This window comes from Bradyrhizobium sp. WSM1417, from assembly GCF_000515415.1.
Taxonomy (GTDB): Bacteria; Pseudomonadota; Alphaproteobacteria; order Rhizobiales; family Xanthobacteraceae; genus Bradyrhizobium.
In genome coordinates, this window is the sequence record NZ_KI911783.1 from 2,631,159 (window position 1) to 2,652,673 (window position 21,515).

Sequence of the window (21,515 nt, forward strand, 5' to 3'; positions counted from 1 at the left end):
GCATCTCGCCGCCGCGGAGATTTAGACATCTGTGGCACTAGAGCGTTTTCGAGCGAAGTGGATACCGGTTCGCGTCAAGAAAACGCGTCAAAATAAGAACCCTGAGCGACCACGGAGTGTTTGAGTGAAAGCCGTCCATACCGAACTGCATCGCAGCCACGATCCGCAATTCTTCCTGGTTCGCGGTGTGGTCAAGCGTACCACCGAGCAGCCCGAACGTGCCGACCGCCTGCTCAAAGGGCTCAAGGACGGTAAGCATCAACTGGTCGAGCCAACCACATTCGGGCAGGGGCCGCGTGCACGCATCCACAGTCCGGAATATCTGTCGTTCCTGAGCGAAGCCTGGGAGGCCTGGACCGCGCTCGGCGATTCCGGTCCGGAGATGATCGGCAATATCCATCCGGTGCGCCATGCCGCGACCTATCCCACCCATATCGTCGGCAAGCTCGGCTGGCACACCGCCGACACCGCGGCGCCGATCGGCCCCGGCACCTGGGCCGCGGCCTGCGCCGCGACCGACGTCGCGGTCACCGCGGCACAGATGGTGATGGACGGCGAGGACGCGACCTATGCGCTCTGCCGCCCGCCCGGGCATCACGCCTATCGCGACATGGCCGGCGGCTTCTGCTTCCTCAACAACAGCGCGATCGCGGCTGCGCATCTGCGGCAGAAGCACGAGCGTGTCGTGATCCTCGACGTCGACGTCCATCACGGCAATGGCACGCAAGGCATCTTTTACGCGCGGCCGGATGTCTACACGGTCTCGATCCATGCCGATCCCGTCGCGTATTATCCTTACGTGTGGGGCTACGCGCATGAGCGCGGCGAAGGTCCCGGCCTCGGCGCCAACCTCAACATCCCTCTGGCGATCGGCACCGGCGATGACGGCTACATTCAGGCGATGGACGTCGCACGCAAGGCGATCGAATCCTTTGCGCCCGGCGCCCTCGTCATCGCGCTCGGCCTCGACGCCTCCGAGCACGACCCGCTCAAGGGGCTCGCCGTCACCACGCCCGGCTTCCGCCGCATCGGACAGGCCATCGCGAAGATGGGCTTGCCGACCGTGTTCGTGCAGGAGGGCGGCTATCTCTCGGACATCCTCGGCGCGAACCTGACCTCGGTGCTAGCCGGATTCGAACAGGCGCGGTGAAGTTTACCTCTCCCCGCTTGCGGGGAGAGGTCGGAATTTGCGTGAGCAAATTCCGGGTGAGGGGGTACAGGTCTCAGGCATATCTCGCCCGTGGAGAGAGCCCCTCACCCCGACCCTCTCCCCGCAAGAACGGGGAGAGGGAGAAGAGGCGCTTCCTTGATAATTTGCCCTCAAAACATCCCGCTTGCCGCGAGCGCCTTGCAGACGTGCTGCATCTCGGTCTCGTCCGCGACCATGTCGAGCATGATCGTGGTCAGCCCCTTCGCGGCAAATTCCTTCAGCTTGGCGCCGATCTCCGCGTAGCTGCCGACGAGGTAGGGGCAGTCGGCCTGGAAGGTCAGGAACGGCAGCAGCCAATAGCCATTGTCCGCGAGTTCGCCGCTCTGGCCCTCGTAGAGGCGCCGTTTCCACACGGAATCGCTGTTCTCCACCGTGAGCACGAGCAGCTCGCGATCGTCGGCATTATCGCGGAAACGCGCCTTTGCCGCTTGCCGTGCCTCCTCGCGTCCCTCGCGGGCGAAAATTCCAAAATTCACGCCTGATACATCGAGGCCGAGGTCGAGATCGGGCGGCAACATCTGCATCTTGATGCAGCCGGTCTCCTTGGCAACGCGCTGTGCCGGCTCGGACTGGCCTGCGACCAGAAATTCCGGCATCAGCTCCGGCGGCAGGCGCGGCCGCAGTTGCAGGTTGCTGGCGCGGTAGAACCGGCCCTCGAAAGTCGCCGGCCGGGGGCTTGCCAGCAGCTGGCGCATCAGCGCAACGAATTCGCCGAGCCGGACATAGCGATCGGCATGCGACTGCTCGTCGCCGAGCCCCTGCAAATCGCTGACCGCCGTCCCCGTGATCATGTTGAGATAGACCTTGCGGCCGTGGAGCTGCGCAAAGGACGAGACGAATTTTGCCGCCGTGAACGGGTGCATGTAGACCGGATTGACCGCGATCAGCGGCGAGGATCGGGTCGTCTCGCCGATGATGTGCTGGGCCATCGCCCAGGGCTCGACGAACACGTCGTTGCCTTCGAACAGCAGGACGCCTTCGAAGCCGTTGCGGTCGGCGAACTGCGCCACCCGCATCAGCTCGCCGACATATTTCTTTGGGTCGCGGTTGCGCGAAATCGCGGGAAAGACGCGCAGCCGCCGCGGCGTCATTCAGCCGCCTCCTGCAGCGGCCATGCATTGCGGGTGATGGGAAGGCCGCCGGTGGCGCGGGAGCCGTCGGCGATCGCGAGGCGATGCGAGGGCGAGGGCGAGATCAGCTGGAATCGCCACCCTTGCGGATCGTCGGCGATATCGGGCTTGAAGCTGATCTCGATGGCCTCGCGCGACACCTGCATCGCGAAGGCGTCGAGCGGCAAATTGAGGCCGAAACCCCTGGCCTTCAGATAAGCTTCCTTCAGCGTCCAGTAGTCGAAGAAGCGCTCGGTCGCGGCGGGCTCCGGCAGCCCGCGCAGTGTTTCGACCTCTTCCGGCGCGAAGAACCGAATCGCGGTCGACAGCGGCGCCACCCGACTCGACACGGTCTCGACGTCGACGCCGACGGTCTCATGCCCCGATACGACGCAGGCGACGCAGCCGTCGGCGTGCGACAGGCTGAAATGCAGCGTGCTCGAGGTCTTGGGCGATGCGACAAACGGCCGCCCGTAACGCCCGGCCGCAAATGACCAGTCGGTGGGGGCGACATCAGGTGCGACGTGCGAGAGCGCGAGGCGCAACATCGCGTGCGCGAAAATATATTGCCGCTGGTGTCGCTCGAACATGAAGCGGTCGGCTCGTGCCCGTTCGTCGACCGAGAGCAGGCGCCGGCACGCGTCAACCGTATCCGGCGCGTCAAAAGTCTCGATCAGTCCGACAAACAGTTCAATTCTGTCGTCTGCCATCAATTGGGCCCATGGCGTCAGGCCGGGGCCAAATCCCCTGCCATGACGGAAGAATCAACTGAGCAAGAATTAACTGAGCGGACCGCTTCTAGCGGTCCACTCGGGCGAATCCTTGTCGATTGCTGGCCGGTTTACGGGCGCAAGCTTGTGCGAGACCCCAACTCGACACGCGAGCGGCCAAATCTGAAAACAGAAGCCCGAAAACTGAAGCCTGAAGCCTGAAGATTCGTGCGGCGTCCCGGCCGACGAGTCTTACGTCTTCTTCTTCTTGGACTTCTTGGAGCCGCCCAGCATCGAAATACTGGCGTCGACGTCCTTCAGCGCGGACTGCAGCTTCTTCTTTTCGGCGCCGAGCAACTTCTGCAGGGCCTTGCGGTCCTTGTCGCTCAACGAGGTGCCCTTGGTAAATTTGATGAAACCCATAACGAACTCCCCGGTTGAAAATAATCGTCCAAATCAAAACGCGAGAATAATCTTGCGCGATGGCGCCAAATAATCAAGATGCAACTTGGTCATTCACAGCTTTGACGAGTGACCCCGTATTCGCCCGTGCTCTGCGGCCGGTCATGCCGCCCTGCGATTGAGCAATCGGTCGAGCGGCGCGTTGGGTTGGGCGAGGGCGGCCCCGAGCAGCGCGACGAGATCCTCCATCCACTGGCCGACCGTAGCGCCGTCGAGCAGCTCGCTCTTGTAATTGCATGAACCAGTGATTCCCGTCGGCCGCTCCTTGAGCATCAGCGACAGCCAGGTCTGGTCGATCGGCAGCACCGGCTGGCCTTCGCGGGCAATGTTGCCGATCGATCCTGTCGTGAGATCAGGCAGATCGAGCGGTTGGCGCAGCGGATTTTGCAGGGTGAAATAGACCTGGAGCAGCGCGGCTGGATTGACCCTCTCCTGCTCCAGATGGTCGGCCAGGATGTTGAACGGCAGCTCCTGGCGCGCATGCGCGTCAAGCACGCTCTGGCGGACCCGGGCCACGGCCTGCGCGAACGACAGCTCCGGCGTGATTTTGGTGCGAACGATCACCGTGTTCTCGAACGGACCGACGATCCGGTCGGTGTCAGGCTGGGCGCGATTGGCCATGGCGGTGGCGATCGAGATGTCGTGGCGGCCGGTCCGCGCCAGCAGCAGGGCTTTCAGGCCGGTCAGCAGACACATGAACAGCGTACAATTGTGCTGGCCGGCGAAGGCCGCGAGCCGGCCGATCAGCTCACGCTCGAAACTGACCGGATGGTGCCCCCTGGACGGGCCCGGGCTTGATTCGCCCTCGAAGAGGGGAGCCGCCCCGCGCAAATTCTGCGTCCATTCAGCCGCCTGACGGCGGGCGGCATCGGTGCCGCACCACCAGCGCTGCCAGCGCGCGACGTCCGAAAAGGCCGGCGGCGGTTTCGGCAGCGGCACCGACGGATAGCCAGCCAGCGTCGCATAGCGATTGGACAATTCCTCGAACAGCACGCCGATCGACCAGCCGTCGACGACGGCGTGGTGCAAAGTCAGCAGCAACACGTGATCGTCATCGTGGAGCCGCAACAGCCGGGTGCGCAGCAGCGGCGCGCGCGTGGTGTCGATCGGGACATAGGCCTCCTGTTCGATCAGGAGACCGATCTTGCGGAGCGCCAGCGCCTTGCGCCGCTTGTTGTTGTGGGGCTGACCGTCGCCGATCGTCTCGACGGTCAGGACACGGCCGAGGGCGCCGGGCGCGGCGACGTGGCTGACGGGCTCCCCGCCGCTCCAGCCGAAATGGGTCCGCAGCGATTCGTGCCGGCGCACGATGTCGTCGATCGCCTGCGCCAGGGCGGCCAGATTGAGCGGCCCCTGGAGACGGAAGGCGAAAGGCAGGTTGAACAGCGGCAAACCGGAAAGATTTTGCTCGATCCGCAGCATCTGGTCCTGCGCGATCGAGAGCGTGGGAGGGCTGCCTTCGGCCAGGCTCGCTCCAACCAGCCTTGCCAAACTTGCGGCCGGCTTGCGCGGCTTTGCCGCCACGGCCTCGTCGACCCGCCGGGCAAGCTCGTCGATCGTCGGTGCCTCGAAGATGGTCTTGATCGGCAGCGACACGCCGAGCGCCCGGGCGACGCGCGCCATGACTTGGCCCGCCAGCAGCGAATGACCGCCGAGGTCGAAGAAATTGTCGGTGACGCCGAGGCTCTCGACCTTCAGCAGGTCGATCCAGATGTCGGACAGCACCTTTTCGGTGAAGCGCCGCGCCGGCACCGCCGCATCCGGTCCGGAGGTTTCCTGCTGCGCCGGCGCCAGCAGCGCGGTCCGGTCGATTTTGCCATGGGCATTGAGCGGCACCTGGTCCAGGAACAGGAACGCGGACGGGATGGCATGGCCCGGCAGCCGGCTCTTCAGGAAGTCGCGCAGCTCGCTGGCGCTGCTCCGGCTGCCGGATCTCGCGACGATATGGGCAATCAGCCTGATATCGCCGCTTGCTTCGCGACGCGGCTCGACGATGCCGGCGCGCACATCCGGATGGTCGGCAAGCGCGTTCTCGATCTCCTTGAGCTCGATACGGTAGCCGCGGACCTTGACCTGATGGTCGGCGCGACCGAGGCATTCGATCGTGCCGTCGGCGCGGCGACGGGCGAGGTCGCCGGTCCGGTACAGCCGGCTGCTTGCTTTGCGCGAGAACGGATCGGGCAGGAAGCGCTGCCGGTTCTCCGCGGGATCATTGACATAGCCGCGGCCGACACCGGCGCCGCCGATGCAGAGCTCGCCGGTCACGCCGACCGGCTGCGGCTGCAGGCTTGCGTCGAGCACGTAGAGCTGCATGTTCGGCAGCGGCGCGCCGACCGGGACGTTGTTTGTCATGGTCGCCGGCGCCCTGGTCAGGCGATGCAGCGAGACGTCGTCGGAACATTCCGACGCACCGTAAGCGTTGATCAGCGGCACTTTCGGGCAGCGGGCGAACCAGGCCTTGCAGAGATCGACGGGCAGCGGCTCGCCCGTCGAGATCAGAAGGCGCAGCCTCGCAAAGGCGCGTCGGACCTGTGCCTCGTCCATGCGATCGAGGATCACGCGCAGCAGCGATGGGACGATCTCCAGCACCGTGATGCCCTCGCGCTCGATCTCGCGCGCGAGCAAAATCGGGTCTCCCACGATCACGGTACCGCAGACATGCACGCGCGCGCCGACCATGGGCCCCGCGAGGAACTGCCATACCGAGATGACAAAACTCTGCGGCGCGGTCTGCGCGATCACGTCCCGACGCGAGAGGTTCAGCTCGGAGACGAGCGAGGCGAGATGGTTCGAAAGCCCGCGCTGCTCGATCATGACGCCCTTGGGCGCGCCGGAGGACCCGGAAGTGTAGATGAGATAGGCAAGGCTCGAAGCCGCGCGCCGCGCCGCGCGGGCCGGCTTGGTCGACGCTGGCGCGATCGCATCCTCGAGCCCGGCCATTGGGATGCGCTCGACCAGCGGTTCGAGCAGCGCCTCCGCCATGGACGACTGCGCCCGTCCGGTGAGCAGCATGCGGGCGCCGCTCGATCCGAGGATGGTTGCGAGCCGGGCCGGCGGCTGGTCGGGATCGAGATTGAGGAAGGCGGCGCCCATGCGTTGCACGGCGATCATCGCGGCAAGCAGGTCGGGCCCGCGATCCGCAAGCAAGGCGACCACGGCCTCGTCGCCGACGCCTTCGCGGGTGAGCCAGCGCGCGGCCGCCTGGCTGCGGCGCGCCAGCTCGCGATAGCTCAGGGATGTGCGGCCGTCGGACACGGCGATCGCGTTCGGCGTCTTCTTGACCTGGCGGTCGAAACGTTCGCTCGGATTGCCGCGCGTGGCGAAATTGGCCGGCACGCCCCGGCCCTGCGCCAGCAGCTGCCGGCGTTCGGTCTCGGTCAGAAGTGGCAGGTGCGAGATGCGCTGCTCCGGATCGGCGATGACGGCTTTGAGCAGGGTTTTGAACTGAGCGGCCATGCCCTCGATCGTCGCCGCGTCGAACAGATCGGTGGCGTATTCAAAGAAGCCGGTGAAACGGCCGTCGGCCTCGAGCAGCTCGAGCGTGATGTCGAATCGCGCCACTTTTGGATCGATCTCGATCCGCCGCGTCGACAGACCGGAGAAAGATGCCGCCTCGATCGAGGCATTCTGGAGGATGAACATGATTCGGAACAGCGGATTGCCGTCCGTCCTTCGCGCGATCTGAAGCGCGCGCAGGACCTCTTCGATCGGGAGGTCCTGGTTGCGGTAGGCATCGAGCGTGACCTGCCGGACCCGGCGCAACATGTCGCCGAAGCTCGGATCGCCGCCGAAATCATTGCGCAGGATCAGGGTGTTGGCGAACAGTCCGATCAGGCGCTCGCTCTCGATCTGGTTGCGGTTGGCGATCAGCGAGCCGGTCGCGACATCCTCGTGTCCGGTGTGACGGAACAGCAGGCACTGGAACACTGCGAGCAGGGTCATGAAGGGCGTGACGCCCTGGTTCTGGCTCAGCGCGCGCAGGTCGGCCGACAGGGTTTTGGAGAATTCGAGATAGTGACGGGCACCGTGGCCGCTCCAGACCTCCGGCCTTGGCCGGTCAGTTCGCAGCGGCAGCGTGGTGACGCCGTCCAGCTGCACCCGCCAGTAATCGAGCTGCTCCTTTGCGGCCGGCGTCTTGGCCCAGCTCTGCTGCCAGAGCGCAAAGTCGCGGTACTGGAAGGCGGGCGAAGGCAGTGCCGCCACGTCGTTCTTGCGTGCTGCCGAATAATGGGCGGCGAGTTCTTCCCAGAACAGCCGCTGCGACCAGCCGTCGGTGACGAGGTGGTGGACGTTGACCACGAGCGCGTGGCTGCTCTTGTCGAACGAGAGCAGCGTGACCTTCAGCGGCGCCTCGTGCGCAAGGTCGAACGGATGCTGCGCGAGCCGGAGCGCTTCGCGTCTGACAACAGCGGCTCGCTTGTCCGCGGGACTTGGTCTGAGCTTGATCCGCTCGAACCGCGGCCGCGATTGCAGCACAAGCTGCACCGGCTCGCCCTCGCGTTCGACGATGACCGACCGCAACGCCTCATGGCGCGCCGACACCGCGGCGAGGCCAGCAGAAAGTGCGGCGACATCGAGCCTACCCTTGAGGAGCGCGACTTCGACGACGTTATAATTGTAGCGAGTGGGGTCGAGCCGCGAGAGCACGTACATCCGCTGCTGCTGGAACGACAACGGCGCGTCTGCTTCCGTGGCCTGGCGCCAGGCCGGCAGCATCGTTTCGCGATGGGTTGCGGTTTCGATCCGGGCCGCAAGCGCGGCGGCGGTGGCGCAATCAAAAACGTCCTCGAACGAGAAATCGACATTGAAGCGTTCGCGCAGGCGCGAGCGCATCTGCGTCACCGCGAGCGAGTCCGCGCCGAGGGCAAAGACGTCCTGATCGACGCCGACCTGCGGCAGCTCCAGCAAATTGGCCCAGATCCCGGCGAGCTCGGTCTCCAGCGCGTTGCGCGGCAGACGGGCCGCCTCCTCGCCGCCACCCATCGTTGCGATCAGCTCGGCCAGCGCATTGCGCTTGACCTTGCCGCTGGCGCCTTTCGGCAGCGTCGCCACGCTGCGGATCAGGCTCGGGACCTTGTAGGCGGCGAGCCGTTTCCGGGCGAACTGGCGCAACTGGTCCGAGGTCACCGCGGAATTCGGCCGCAGCACCACGATTGCGGCGACGTTCTCGCCGAGCTTCTCGTGCGGGACGGCAAACACGCCGGCCTCCAGCACGGCGGGATGGCTGAGCAGAACCTCTTCCACCTCCAAAGGCGAGATCTTCTGCCCGCCGCGGTTGACGACGTCCTTGATGCGGCCGACGATGAAGAGATAGCCGTCGGCATCGAGATAGCCGAGATCGCCGGTCCGGAACCAGCCGTTGCGGAAGGCAGCCTGCGTCGCCGCCTCGTCATTATAGTAGCCGCGGCTCATGTTGGGTCCGCGCAGCATGATCTCGCCGTGCTCGCCGCTGGCGAGCACGCGGCCCGTCTCGTCCATGATTGCGATCTCGGGACCCGCGGCACGGCCGACCGATCCGACCTTGCGCAGCTCGAACGGATTGGCCGCGATCTGCGAGGCCGCCTCCGTCATGCCGTAGGTTTCGAGCACGGGAACGCCGAACGTCGCCTCCAGCCCGTCGAGGATCGCAGGCGCAAGCGAGGCCGAGGCGGAGCGGATCACGCGAAACGACGACGAGCGGGCAAGATCCGGGTTGGCTTCCGCCGCCGTCAGCAGCGCGCGATGGATGGTCGGCACTGCCGTGTACCAGGTCGGTTGCAACTGCCGCATCCAGCCGAAGAAGGAGGACGCGTCGAAACCCTCGGTACAGATCACGCTGGAGCCCGCGGCCAGCGCCGTCAGCAGGCCGGAGATCAAACCATGGGCGTGAAACAGCGGCAGGACGTTGAGCAGACGATCGTGGGGCGCAAGCGACAGCACACGGCCGGCATTATAGGCGGAGAGGCACACATTGCGATGCGTCAGCGGCACCATCTTCGGTCGCGCCGCGGTGCCCGAGGTCAGCAGGATGAACGCGTCATCGTCGCCGCGCGAGGCGCCGCCGGTGCTTGCCGGTCCAACCGCCGGCCCGACGAACGTGCCGCCGCCGAGATCGTCTTGCGACCCCGGCACGAAATCGATCACAGCAATATCGAGCGCCTTGGCGACATCGCGGCCCGCCGAGTTCGTGTCGGCCCGGGTGACGAGCGCGGTCAGCTTCAATTCGCTGAAATAGCGTTGCAACTCGTCCACCGTCAGATCGGGATTGACGGGGACGCAAGCGCAGCTCGAGGCGACCGCGATCAGGGCCAGTGCGCTGTTGGCACCGCGCGGCAACGAAACCGCAATACGATCGGCAGGGGTAATGCCAAGCCCGCGCAGCGTGCGGACGAGATCCTGCATCCGCGCGCCAATCCCGCCGTAGTTGAGGGCCGGCCGGCCGGGGGCAAGGAGGGCGGGGGCCGCCGGCGTCTTGCGGGCATGGAAATCGAGAAGGCCGCCGATATCCGCGAATATCTTCGTTTCGGTCGTCGTGCCGGCCAATTCCTGCGGCGCTGGGCGTGTGGCGTCCGACAATTCCGTTCCCTTTTGATCCGATTGGGCTATTCTTCCAAGAAGTTAGGGAACGCGTCCAGTCTGAGGTGAAGTTTTGGCCCCAAAATCTGTGGTTGCGGGGCCCTGAGCCCTTCGACGGAGTGATTGGTCGGGCGGAATCACCATGCTGGAGAATGAGCCGGGCACGGGAACGGAAGGCGGGCTGAAGCGCTGGCTCGATGGTATCGGTCTTAGCCACTATACCGATCTCTTCGCGCAGCACCGTCTCGATCTCGACGTCATGGGGGACCTGACCGAATCCGATCTGGTCGAGCTCGGATTGCCACTCGGCGATCGGAAGCGGCTCCAGCGAGCCATGATCGCGTTGTTCCGGGCCGAAACCGCGGAGAAGCCCGACGCGGCGGCGCGCCCGCAAGTCCGGACGGAGATCGGCGCCGAGCGGCGTCAGCTCACCACCATGTTCTGCGACATGGTGGATTCCACCTCGCTCTCGGTGCAGTTCGATCCGGAAGACGTGCGCGACATGATCGCGAGCTTCCGCGAAACCTGTGTCCGCGTGGTGAAACATTACGAAGGTTTTGCCGCCCGCTTCGTCGGGGACGGTATTTTGGTCTATTTCGGCTATCCGACCGCACATGAGGACGACGCCGAGCGCGCCGTGCGCGCGGGGCTGGAAATCGTCCGGGTGCTGTCGACCGCCCGCGCGATCGAGCCGCGTGGTGCGCTCAGCCACTCACCCGCCGTCCGCATCGGCATCGCGACCGGTCTCGTCGTGGTTGGCGACCTCGTCGGGCAGGGCACCGAAGAGCGCGACTCCGCGGTTGGAGAAACCGTCAATCTCGCCGCGCGCCTGCAAGGCCTGGCGCCGCCCAACGGTGTGGTGATTTCCACGTCGACCCAGTCGCTGCTGAAGGGGAAGTTCGACTACCGCGATCTCGGCGTCCACGCGCTCAAGGGCATCTCGGAGAAAGCCCAGGCCTGGCACGTGATGCGCGCCTCGCGGGTGGAGACCCGCTTCGCCGCCGCGATGGGCACGCGGCTGACCCCGCTCGTCAACCGCGAGGAGGAGATTGCGCTGCTGATGGGGCGCTGGCAGCAGGCCAAGGCGGGCGAGGGCCAGGTCGTGGTCAAGTTCGGCGAGCCCGGCATCGGCAAGTCGCGCATCATCCAGGAGATCTTCGACCGGATCGCGGGCGACCGCCATGGACAGATCTCGTTCCAGTGCTCGCCCTATTACACCTCCACGGCGTTCTATCCGTTCGCCGAGCAGCTCAAATTCTCTCTCGGTCTCGATCGCGAGGATGCGTCCGTGCAGTCGCTGGCGAGCCTGGAGACCGCGGTCGCCGCCGCTCATGGCGACATCGAGCAGGTTGCTCCGCTGCTTGCCGCGCTGTTGTCCATTCCGACCGGTGACCGCTATCCGCCGCTCGAGCTGTCGCCGCAGCAGCAAAAGGATGCGACCGTCGCGGCGCTGGTCAATCATTTCCTCGGCCTTGCGCGCGAGCAGCCGCTGGTGATCGCATTCGAGGATCTGCACTGGATCGACCCCACGTCCCGTGAGGTGATCGATCTCCTGGTCGACCGGGCGCAGAACCGGGCAATCCTGGTCATCATCACCGCGCGGACCGAATTCCAGCCGAGTTGGAACGCCCATTCGCACATCACGACCCTGGTCCTGAGCCGGTTGAGCCGGCAGTTGCGCGCGACGCTGGTCGAGCGCGTGGCGGGACGCGAGCTTCCCAAGGAGGTCATCGAGGAGATCATCGTCAAGACCGACGGCGTGCCGCTGTTCCTGGAGGAGCTGACCAAGACGGTGCTCGAATCCAACCTCCTGACCGAACGGCACGGGCGCTACGTGCTGTCCGGCCCGTGGCGGCAGCTCGCGATCCCGGCGACGCTGACGGACTCGCTGATGGCGCGGCTGGACCGGATGGGGCCGTTCAAGCGGATCGCGCAGATCGGTGCCACCATCGGCCGCGAATTCTCCTACGAGACGCTGTACGCGGTCGCCAACACGCCCGCCGAACAGATCGAGGCCGCGCTCAATCATTTGGAGGAGGCCGGGCTGATCATGCGCCGCGGCCATCCGCCCGACGCGCTCTACTCCTTCAAGCACGTGATGATCCAGAACGCCGCGCACGCGAGCCTGCTGCACAGCGAGCGGCGCAAGCTGCATTCCCGGATCGCCCAGGTGCTCGCCGAGATGTATCCCGAGAAGACCGAGCGCGAACCGGAACTGCTCGCCCATCATATGACCGAATCCGGCCAGAGCGAGAGCGCCGCCAGCTTCTGGCTCAAGGCCGGCAAGCAGGCGGCCAAGAGCGGCGCCAATCTGGAGGCGATCGGGCATCTGGGCCGCGGCCTCAGCGTCGTGCAGGCCAATGCGCGCATGCAGGGCGCCGACGAGATGGAGCTCGAGCTGCGCATTGCGCTCGGCAACGCGCTGATCGCCGCCAAGGGCTATGCCGTGCAGGAGGTCGAGGAGAACTACGTCCGCGCCCTCGAGCTCGGCCAGCAGCTCGACGACGACGAAAATGCCTTCGCCGCCACGCGCGGGCTCTGGGTCTGTCATTTCATCCGCGCCGATTTGACCCGCGCGCACGATCTCAGCGTCGAGCTGTTGAAGTTCGCCAAGCGCGAGCGGCTGAGCGCGGGGACGCAGCCGGCGCAGCAGACCGGCTATCTGATCGAGGCGCATCGCTCGATCGCGATGACCATGCTCTATCGCGGGCGCTTTGCTGTGTCCCAGCACCATCTGCATCGCTGCATCAACCTCTACAGCCCCGACCTGCACTCCGATCTGATGGAACGGCACGGCACCGATCCCGGCGTCGTCTCGCTGTCCTATCTTGGCTACCTCTCGTGGTTCCTCGGCCGGCCCGACGCGGCGCGCCAGCACAGCGAGCAGGCGATCGCGAACGCCGAGAAGATTCGCCACCCCTTCACGCTCGCCTTCGCGCTCGTGTTCGGCGCCTATCTCTGCCAGCATCTGCGCGATGTCGAGGGCACGCGCGACCACGCCAACCGCGCCATGATCATCGCCACCGAACACAATTTCCTGCACTGGAAGCAGCAGGCCGCGATCCTGCGCGGCTGGGCGCTGGCGCAGCTCGGCGAGGCCGACGAAGGCCTCAGCCAGATGCGGTTCGGCCTCGACGAATACGAAGCAATGGACTCCTGGCTCGCCGGCTGCTGGTTCCGCTGCCTGCTTGCGGAGGCCTACGCCAAAGTCGGGATGCGCGATGCCGCCTTGCGCGCGCTGGACGGTGCGCTCGCGACCGCAAGACGGACCGGCGACCACTCCTACCTCCCCGAAGTCTACCGCCTGCAAGGCGAGATCACCCTGTCGGACGGGGATCCGTCCTCGGTGCAGGAGGCCGAGGACCTGTTCAACCTGTCGCTGGAGATCGCGCGCAAGCAGGGCGCGCTGTCATGGGAGCTTCGCACCGCCGTCAGCCTCGCGCGCCTGTCGTACGAAGCCGGAAAGCGCGAGCACGCCAGTCTCCTGCTCGTACCGATCGTCGGAAGGTTCAGCGAGGGCTTCTCCACGCCGGACCTGAAACAGGCGATGCAATTGATCGACGAACTCGGCGCGGACGCGCCTGTTCGTGCACAGGCCGATCCCGTAAGATGAGCGATCTTGCCGCCGCGCGTGCGCGTTACGTGGAGCTGATCGCAAAGCGCGAGCGGATCTCCTCGACGCGCCTGCTCGAAGCCCTCGCCACCGTTCCGCGCGAAAAGTTTCTGGCGAAGGGACCCTGGCGCATCAAGAGCGAGGCGGCGCGCTTCTATCGGCTGACGCCGGATGCCGATCCCGTTCATCTCCAGGACAATGTGCTGGTCGCGATCGATGCGCGCCGCAAGCTCGACACCGGACTGCCGAGCCTGTGGGCGCACTTCATCGATTTGCTCGACGTCGGGGAGAAAGACCGTGTGGTCCAGATCGGCTGCGGGCTCGGCTATTTCTCGGCCGTGCTGTCGAAGATCGTGGGCCCCAAGGGCAGGGTGCAGGCAATCGAATGCGACGAGCGGCTTGCGGCGCGCGCCGCGACCTATCTTGGCGCCTATCGCAACGTCGCGGTCGTTCATGGCGACGGATGCGAGGACATCGGCGAACCCGCCGACGTGATCATCGTTCATGCCGGCTTCTCGCAGCCGCATCCGCTCTGGCTTCGGTCGCTTCGTCCGCGCGGCCGGCTTCTGGTGCCGCTGACCCAGCGGGACCGCGAAGGCGCCGCGCTCAAGATCACCCGCAAGGGCAAGGGGTTCGAAGCCGAGGCTGTGCAGCAGATCCGGATCTTCCCCGGTCACGGTCGAGGCGTGACCGCGCTCGACGACCGCGTCGCCGACTGGTGGCAGCGCGCCTCCGCGCTGGCGCCGTTGCGCTTTCGCGGCATCGCGCAGGGGCTGCCGTCGGATGGCTAATGCTTCGTTTCATTTTACCTTGATTGCGAATGTAAGTATTCAACACGCCTCGGCGCCGCTATGAGTACGGCCTGATCGCCATAAGAGCGCGCGCCATGCATTCCGTTGCCCTGCTGACCGCCAGCTACGCCAAGGATATCGAGCGCTTTTCGCTGCTCAGCGAGAGCATCGACACCTGGTTGACGGGTTACACGCGGCATTATGTTCTCGTTAACGATGAGGATCTGCCGCTGTTCGCGCGGTTCGCTTCCGACAAGCGCGTCATCGTTCCGGCCTCGCGCTATTTGCCGAAATGGCTGTGGGCGCTGCCGCCGGCTCTGCAGTTCATCAGCAAACGGCGCGTCTGGCTGTCGCTGCTGTCGTCACCCGTTCATGGCTGGCACATCCAGCAGATCCTCAAGATCGCCGGCGTCCTCAACGCGCCCGAGCAGCGCGTCTGCATCCTGGATTCGGACAATCTGTTCTTCCGCGAATTCGACGTCGGCCAGTATGCCGGCGGCGAGAAGACGCCGCTGTTCGTCACGCGCAACGGGATCGACGCCGCCCACCCCTTGCATGTCCTGTGGCTCCGCACCGTCGATCAGCTCCTTGGCATCAAGGACAGGTCCTTCCCCGCGGACGACTATGTCGGCAATGCACTGGTGTGGGACAAGGACACCGCGCGCGCGATGACCGACGCGATCAAGTCGGCGACCGGATTGAACTGGGTTCTGGCGCTGTGCCGGAAAAAGAAGTTCTCGGAATATCTCATGTACGGCCATTTCGTCGCGAACGCGCCCGCTCATCTGGCCACTCATCGGGTCACCGAGGACAGCATCGCGGTCTCGCATTGGGATGACACGCGCCTCGACCGCCCAGCCATCGAAGCGATGATGCGCGCCGCTTCGCCCGACCAGGTTGCGCTGTGCATCCAGTCCTATTCGTCGACCTCGATCGACGACATCCGCGACGTGTTCCGCCTCAGCTCGCGCGACCGTCGCGGTCCGAGCCTGTCGCCCGATCACATGGGCGATGCGGTTGAATTCGAAGCACCGACGAAGACGCGCTAGGGCATGATCCGGAAAAGTGTGCAGCGGTTTTCCGAAAAGATCATGCTCAAAGTAAAGCCGCTTAAGCGTCCCTCGTGAACTTGCCGATCACGTTCATGAACGGCTTCGGCTTGAACTCGCCGTCGAGCGGCAAAGGACGGTTCGGCTGCTTGTCGGCGCGGGCAAAGGTGCCGTTGATCCAGCTGTAGCGGTCCGAGAGGCCCCAGGTCAGGATCGAGCGCACCGGTCCGCTGGTCGAGATCGCGGTCAAGAGATCATCGACGCGCTTGGCGACGATGGCATCGCGCTCCGCCGGCGTCCCCGTCAGCTTCTGGTCGTCGACATCGAGCTCGGTGACATACACCTCGAGGCCCCAGGCGCGCAGCTCGGTGACGAATTCGGCGAGCCCATGGGTGTCGATCTCGAGCTCGGCATGCAGATGCGATTGCAGTCCCACGGCGTGCAGCGGCACGCCCTGGTCGAGCAGCTCCATGATGAGTTGGCGGTAGGCCGCGCGCTTCGCAATGAACGTGTCCTTGGCCGACTCGATATCGTATTCGTTGATCGCGAGCTTGACGAAGGGGTCGGCCGCGGCCGCCGTGCGGAACGCCAACGGAATCCAGCGATTGCCCAGATGCTGCGTCCAGAACGACTCGCGCCGGTCTTTTGGACTGCGTGGATTGTCCGGGATCGGCTCATTGACGACGTCCCACGACGTCAGCTTGTCCTTGTAATAGGAGACGACCGTGCCGATGTGGTCGACATAGGCGCGCTCGACACCCTTGGCATCCTTGATCTGCTTGGTCCAGTCCGGAATATCGTGATACCAGGCGAGCGCGTGCCCGCGCATCGTCAGGTCGTTCTGCCGGGCGAAATCCAGTATCGCGTCGGCGCGTTCAAAGGCAAAGGTGTGCGCGTCGGGACGCAGCATCGGCCATTTCAGCTCGAGCACCGGAACCACCTGCGTGCAATAGGTGCTGATGGCTTCGCCGAGCCTGGGATCGGCTTGCAGATCCCAGAGCGTGGCCGCGGCACCAAATCCCTGATAGCGCTGGGCGAGTTTCGACGCCGGCGCTGCGGACGCCGATGCACCGGCCGCGAGGGCCGCCGCGCTGCCGAGGAGAAATTCGCGTCTGTCGAGCCTGGTCACGGCATTCCTTAATCGCACCAACGCGCCATCGTACCAAGCGACGCCTTGCAACGCCGGGGTTTCCCCTCGTTGGGTTAACTTTGCCATCTGCGAAATCACGGTTCCTTTCGGTGGCCGTGCCGCCGTCAGGGAAGGGCAAATTTAACGCTAACCCGCGAAAGCGGCCTCAAAGCCGCATTCGCCGCCCGATCTCCAGACTTATGTGACATTCTTGAGAGATGCTGCGGCGCAATTCGCTCGCCCCGCCATGGTCCAATTGATGAACGGCCGTCACACTCGCAACAATGTTGCCGGTCCCGTGCTCGCATGCTGAACCGCCATTTCTCGATCTATCTCGTCGCCTACATCCTGCCTGCGGCGGTGGGCTTCTTCGCCGTCACGGCCTACACGCGGCTGCTGACGCCGGCGGAGTACGGCGTCTATGTCGTCGGCATCAGCCTGGCGGGCATTCTGGGCGCGATCTTCTTCGCCTGGATCAAGCTGTCGGTGTCGCGCTATCAGGCGATGTCGGCCGAGGTGGATTTCCGCGGCACCGCAATGGTCGCCTTTGCGCTCACCGTTGCCGTCCTCTGCGCCACCACGCCGCTGGTCTTCCTGTTCCGCAGCGATCTCAGCGTCGGGCTGCTGCTTGCCAGCATGTTCGTCGCGATCATGGCGAATGCCGTCGATGTCGGCCAGGAGTTCGAGCGAGCAAAACTGCGCCCTTACAGATTCGCGGCGATCTCGATCGTGCGTAGCGTGTCGAGCGTCGGTTTCGGCCTGCTCGGTATCTGGCTGGGCTGGGGTGGACTGGGACTGCTTGCCGCGTTCGGCCTGGGTTCGCTCGCCGGGATCATCCTGAACCTCGTCGGTGACCGCACCAGGATCGCGCGCTTTCAGCGCAGCCAGTTCATACAGCTCGCGCGCTACGGCCTGCCGCTGACGCTGGCCGGCCTGTCCGTTGCGGTCTACTCGGCCTGCGACCGCCTCATCGTGGCTTATTTGCTCGGCAAGGACGCCGCCGGCATCTTTGGCGTCGCCGCCGATCTGCCGCGACAATTCATGGTCATGATCGCATCCAGCGTCGCCGCGGCGACCGTGCCGCTGGTGTTCCGGTCATTGTCGGACAAAAACACAGAGACGACGCGGCAGCGGCTGACCGAGAGTCTCGAGCTTCTGCTCGTCGTGGTCGCGCCCGTCGCCGTCTGGCTCGCGCTCGCAGCCGACCAGGTTGCCGGCACGCTCGTCGGCGTCGACTTCCGCGCCGGCGTGTCGGTATTGCTGCCGACGCTGGTGCTCGCGCGCTTGTTCGGCATCGCCAATCAATTCTACGTGCAGATCAGTTTCCAGCTTGCAGAGCGACCGTTCATGCTGGCGGCGCAGTCGTTCCTGACGCTGGTCGTCAGCGTGGCGTTGATGTTCGTGCTGGTGGCCGGCCATGGCCTCTACGGCGCGGCGCTGGCAACGCTTGCGACCGAGGCGATCGGCTTCCTCGTTGCCGTCGCCCTGATGCATCGCGCCCATCCGGTCCCGTTCGACCTCCACCGCCTCGCCGGCGTTGCCGTCTCCGCCGCGGCGATGGCGGCCGCGATTCTCGCGGCACGATCCCAGGTCAATGGCATCGGCCTTGTCCCACTCATGGTCGTGAGCCTTGCGGGCGGCCTCGCTTATGTCGCCGCAGCGTGGTTGCTGAACGTCGCAAATGTCCGGACGCTGTCGTTGCGTTTCCTGCGAACCTTCAATCGGAAGGCGTTAGGCGTTTAGCAGCGGCGTCTGACGAGGCTCGTCCTCACCGTCTGAAGCCCTGAAAGCGCCGCTTGACTTGGCGATGGCTCGGTTTCGACCGGAAGCGGTCCAGGTGGTGGGCGATTTTGTTGCATCCTTGGCCATAACCGTGCTTCTTGGGCGGCATGTCGGGAGCAGAGCAGATATGAGCCAAGGAATACCGGAAATCCGCGCATCGGCGCAGTTGCTCGCCCGCTATCGCGAGCCCGACAATGCGCGGGGTGTCCTCGAACTGGCGATTACGGCGATACCGTTCGTCGTCATCTGGGCTCTGATTTGGGCCGCTCTTGACCAGGGCTATTGGTTTGCCCTCCTGCTGGAGGTGCCCGCCGCGGGTTTGCTGGTCCGCCTCTTCATGATCCAACATGATTGCGGACACGGCTCGTTCTTCCGCGGCCGCGTTGCCAACGATTGGGTCGGCCGTGCCCTCGGCGTGATGACACTCACGCCATACGGCTACTGGCGGCGTAACCATGCAGGCCATCATGCGAACTCCGGCAATCTCGATCAAAGGGGGTTGGGCGACATCGACACGTTGACCACGCGCGAATTTCTCGGGCGGTCGCGATGGCGTCGGACGCTGTATCGCTTGTATCGACATCCCCTGGTGATGTTTGGCGTCGGCCCCTCGTATTTGTTCATCTTGAAGCACCGATTGCCGGTGGGGATGATGCGTCGCGGCTGGAAACCCTGGCTGAGCACGATGGGCACGAACATCGCCCTCGCGGTTCTCGTCGTCACGATGATCCAGCTGGTCGGCTATGGGCCGTTCCTGCTCGTGCATCTGCCGATCATTGTTCTGGCGGCGTCGATCGGTGTCTGGCTGTTCTACGTCCAGCATCAGTTCGAGCACACGCACTGGGCCCACGACGAGACCTGGAATTTTCACGACGCCGCGCTGCACGGCAGCTCTCACTACCAATTGCCGGCTGTCTTGCGATGGTTCACCGCAAATATCGGCGTCCACCACATCCATCATTTGTCCAGTCGAATTCCCTACTATCGCTTGCAGGACGTGTTGCGCGACAATCCGCAGTTCGCTGGTGTCGGGCGGATTACGCTGCTCCAGAGTTTGCGGACCGTGCGGCTGACCTTGTGGGACGAGGAGCGGCAGCGGCTCGTCTCCTTTGGAGAGGCGGCCTTGTTTGGAAAGGGAGCCAAGCTTGTTTGAAAAGGCAGCCTTGGCCCCAGCGGTTTCGCTTACGCCGCCCCCGCGCGGCCGCCGAATGGCGTGAATCCGCGCGTGCGGGTGTTGGGTTGTCTGTGAACGGTCGATCGGAAGGCCTGGGCGTTCAGCGCCCGTTCAAGGTGGCCCGCCGTCCGACGCCGGGCACTGGCAGCCGTGTCAGCGACCCCCGGTCATTCTGTCGCAGCGATAGACCGCCAGCTTCGGCCGCGCGCCGCCCTTCCGCCTGCATCAACCGTCGTATATGAGATTTATCGCCGGAACGTGCCGAATGTCGCCACAGACGGAACGTAAGGCGGCTGCGATTTCTTAATTCAAAGATCGCAATCTGATCAATGACCGGCGGACTGGCATTTCGACCGAGGATGGCATGAGAAACCTGATGACAACGGCGCAATCCACCGTGGCGATGCGGCGTTGGGGGCCTCCCGGAATTGTGACCTTGGCGGCGATGCTCGCCTTTGCGGCCGTGGCCCCGGCCAATGCGGCCAAGCAGGCGCGTCAGCCGGCCGAGGCGGTGGCGCCGCGCGAGGCCGGCGAACCGATCATGGCGATCGTGTCGATCAAAAGCCAGCAGGTCACCTTCTACGACGCCGAGGGTTGGATTTTTCGCGCGCCGGTGTCCACCGGCACGACGGGACGCGAGACGCCGGCCGGCGTTTTCGCCATCGTCGAGAAGGACAAGGACCACCACTCGACCATGTATGACGATGCCTGGATGCCGAACATGCAGCGCATCACCTGGAACGGCATCGCGCTCCATGGCGGGCCGCTGCCCGGCTACGCCGCTTCGCATGGTTGCGTGCGGATGCCGTTCGGTTTCGCGGAGGGCCTGTTCGACAAGACCAACATCGGGATGCGCGTGATCATCTCGCCGAACGACGCGGCTCCGATCGACATCGTTCATCCCGCACTGTTCATGCCGAAGCGGGACGCCATTGCCGCGGCGCCGGGCCAGATCGGCAAGCTCTCCGGCGAGGCCGAGGAGGCCACAAGGGCGGCCGACGAGGCCAAGAAGGCCGCGACTTTGGCCGCGAAAGAGGCGGCATCGCTGCCGGCCTCGCTGCGCAAGCTGGAACAGCAGAAGACCCGCGCTGACGCCGAGCTCGCCTTCGCCGACAAGCAGCTCGCGGCCGCGAAGACCGATCAGGCCCGCGCCAAGGCCGAGGATCTGAAGCAGAAGGCCGCCATCAGGGCCGCCGACGCGGCGACGCAGCTCGATGCCGCCAAGGCCGCCGCACAGCCGAAGCGCGATGCGGTCGCGGCCACGAAAGAGGCCGCCAAGGCGGCAGCGGCCAGGAAGGCCGACGCCGTGAAGGCTGCGACCGACGCAAAGCTCGCGCTCGAACCGGTCTCGGTCTACATCAGCCGCGCGACGCAGAAGCTCTATGTGCGGCGGAATACGCACAAGCCGGCACCGGACGGGGGCGGCGAGGTGTTCGACACCAGCATCGAGGTTCCCGTCACGATCCGCAATCCCGACCAGCCGCTCGGCACGCATATCTTCACGGCGATGGCGAAGAACGATATGGGCCTGCGATGGAGCGTGGTCACGATCGAAGACAGCGACAGCGCCAGGAGCGCGCTCGATCGCATCACCATCCCGCAGGAGGTGCTCGATCGCATCGCGCCGACCGCGTTGCCGCGGTCCTCGATCATCATCTCGGACGAGCCGCTGAGCAGCGAGACCAACTACCGCACCGAGTTCGTCGCGGTGCTGAGCAACCAGCCCCAGGGCGGTTTCATCACGCGCAAGCCGACCGCGCCTCCGATGGCCATGGCGAGCGACGATGGCTGGGACAATGGCGGCAACGGTTTCGGCTTCTTCTTCCAGCGCGACCCGAACCCGCAGCCCGTCAATCCGCGCCGGCGTGGCCAGTATCAATACTATCAGCCGGCGCAGCCGATGCAGCGGGGCTTCTGGTAGGAGGCGGGCA

Annotated in this window: 12 protein-coding genes; 7 read left to right on the plus strand and 5 right to left on the minus strand. The window is 65.1% G+C overall.

All coding sequences use genetic code 11. The annotated features are described in order from the left end of the window. Window positions 1-124: 124 nt before the first annotated feature. Window positions 125-1,150, plus strand: a complete 1,026-nt coding sequence (locus BRA1417_RS0112655) for a histone deacetylase family protein (protein ID WP_027516077.1) — start codon at window positions 125-127, stop codon at window positions 1,148-1,150. 170 nt (window positions 1,151-1,320) lie between these two features. Here the strand turns inward: BRA1417_RS0112655 and BRA1417_RS0112660 are convergent, their stop codons facing one another. The 4 genes from BRA1417_RS0112660 to BRA1417_RS0112675 form a co-directional block, all read right to left on the minus strand. Beyond that, complete coding sequence (locus tag BRA1417_RS0112660) at window positions 1,321-2,301, minus strand: LLM class flavin-dependent oxidoreductase (protein ID WP_027516078.1); 981 nt, start codon at window positions 2,299-2,301, stop codon at window positions 1,321-1,323. Next, complete coding sequence (locus BRA1417_RS0112665) at window positions 2,298-3,029, minus strand: 4'-phosphopantetheinyl transferase superfamily protein (RefSeq protein WP_027516079.1); 732 nt, start codon at window positions 3,027-3,029, stop codon at window positions 2,298-2,300. Before BRA1417_RS0112665 ends, BRA1417_RS0112660 begins: the two co-directional genes overlap by 4 nt. Window positions 3,030-3,281: 252 nt before the next feature. After that, window positions 3,282-3,452, minus strand: coding sequence for a hypothetical protein (locus BRA1417_RS44760; protein ID WP_162847227.1), 171 nt, complete (start codon window positions 3,450-3,452; stop codon window positions 3,282-3,284). Between the two features lie 141 nt (window positions 3,453-3,593). Continuing rightward, a complete protein-coding gene (locus BRA1417_RS0112675; RefSeq protein WP_027516080.1) occupies window positions 3,594-10,046 on the minus strand; it encodes a non-ribosomal peptide synthetase in 6,453 nt (2,150 codons plus the stop codon). Window positions 10,047-10,188: 142 nt separating this feature from the next. Between BRA1417_RS0112675 and BRA1417_RS0112680 the strand changes: the two genes are divergently transcribed. The 3 genes from BRA1417_RS0112680 to BRA1417_RS0112690 all read left to right on the plus strand — a co-directional run bounded on the left by BRA1417_RS0112680 (window position 10,189) and on the right by BRA1417_RS0112690 (window position 15,499). Continuing rightward, window positions 10,189-13,659 carry an AAA family ATPase gene (locus BRA1417_RS0112680; RefSeq protein WP_027516081.1) on the plus strand — a complete coding sequence of 1,157 codons (3,471 nt, stop codon included), beginning with the start codon at window positions 10,189-10,191 and terminating at the stop codon, window positions 13,657-13,659. Then, on the plus strand, window positions 13,656-14,450 hold the full coding sequence (locus tag BRA1417_RS0112685; protein WP_027516082.1) for a protein-L-isoaspartate O-methyltransferase: 795 nt from the start codon (window positions 13,656-13,658) through the stop codon (window positions 14,448-14,450). The genes BRA1417_RS0112680 and BRA1417_RS0112685 overlap by 4 nt, the downstream gene beginning before the upstream one ends. Window positions 14,451-14,545: 95 nt before the next feature. Beyond that, the gene (locus BRA1417_RS0112690; RefSeq protein WP_027516083.1) at window positions 14,546-15,499 is read left to right on the plus strand and encodes a DUF6492 family protein; all 954 of its coding nucleotides are present in this window, start codon (window positions 14,546-14,548) and stop codon (window positions 15,497-15,499) included. Between the two features lie 61 nt (window positions 15,500-15,560). Here the strand turns inward: BRA1417_RS0112690 and BRA1417_RS0112695 are convergent, their stop codons facing one another. Then, entirely contained in the window at window positions 15,561-16,628 is a 1,068-nt protein-coding gene (locus tag BRA1417_RS0112695; protein WP_027516084.1) for an endo-1,4-beta-xylanase, read from the minus strand. 306 nt (window positions 16,629-16,934) lie between these two features. Here BRA1417_RS0112695 and BRA1417_RS0112700 point away from each other — a divergent pair, with 306 nt between their 5' ends. The 3 genes from BRA1417_RS0112700 (at window position 16,935) to BRA1417_RS0112710 (ending at window position 21,505) form a co-directional block, all read left to right on the plus strand. After that, the gene (locus tag BRA1417_RS0112700) at window positions 16,935-18,371 is read left to right on the plus strand and encodes a lipopolysaccharide biosynthesis protein (protein WP_027516085.1); all 1,437 of its coding nucleotides are present in this window, start codon (window positions 16,935-16,937) and stop codon (window positions 18,369-18,371) included. Between the two features lie 166 nt (window positions 18,372-18,537). Continuing rightward, a complete protein-coding gene (locus BRA1417_RS0112705) occupies window positions 18,538-19,563 on the plus strand; it encodes a fatty acid desaturase (protein WP_027516086.1) in 1,026 nt (341 codons plus the stop codon). Between the two features lie 385 nt (window positions 19,564-19,948). Next, entirely contained in the window at window positions 19,949-21,505 is a 1,557-nt protein-coding gene (locus BRA1417_RS0112710) for a L,D-transpeptidase (protein ID WP_027516087.1), read from the plus strand. Window positions 21,506-21,515: the final 10 nt, after the last annotated feature.

Excerpts from the sequence above, each read along its gene's own strand:
- BRA1417_RS0112660 (WP_027516078.1), bottom strand. The coding sequence starts at position 2,301 with ATGACGCCGCGGCGGCTGCGCGTCTTTCCCGCGATTTCGCGCAACCGC.
- BRA1417_RS0112665 (WP_027516079.1), bottom strand. The coding sequence starts at position 3,029 with ATGGCAGACGACAGAATTGAACTGTTTGTCGGACTGATCGAGACTTTT.
- BRA1417_RS44760 (WP_162847227.1), bottom strand. The coding sequence starts at position 3,452 with ATGGGTTTCATCAAATTTACCAAGGGCACCTCGTTGAGCGACAAGGAC.
- BRA1417_RS0112680 (WP_027516081.1), top strand. The coding sequence starts at position 10,189 with ATGCTGGAGAATGAGCCGGGCACGGGAACGGAAGGCGGGCTGAAGCGC.
- BRA1417_RS0112685 (WP_027516082.1), top strand. The coding sequence starts at position 13,656 with ATGAGCGATCTTGCCGCCGCGCGTGCGCGTTACGTGGAGCTGATCGCA.
- BRA1417_RS0112690 (WP_027516083.1), top strand. The coding sequence starts at position 14,546 with ATGCATTCCGTTGCCCTGCTGACCGCCAGCTACGCCAAGGATATCGAG.
- BRA1417_RS0112700 (WP_027516085.1), top strand. The coding sequence starts at position 16,935 with ATGCTGAACCGCCATTTCTCGATCTATCTCGTCGCCTACATCCTGCCT.
- BRA1417_RS0112705 (WP_027516086.1), top strand. The coding sequence starts at position 18,538 with ATGAGCCAAGGAATACCGGAAATCCGCGCATCGGCGCAGTTGCTCGCC.
- BRA1417_RS0112710 (WP_027516087.1), top strand. The coding sequence starts at position 19,949 with ATGAGAAACCTGATGACAACGGCGCAATCCACCGTGGCGATGCGGCGT.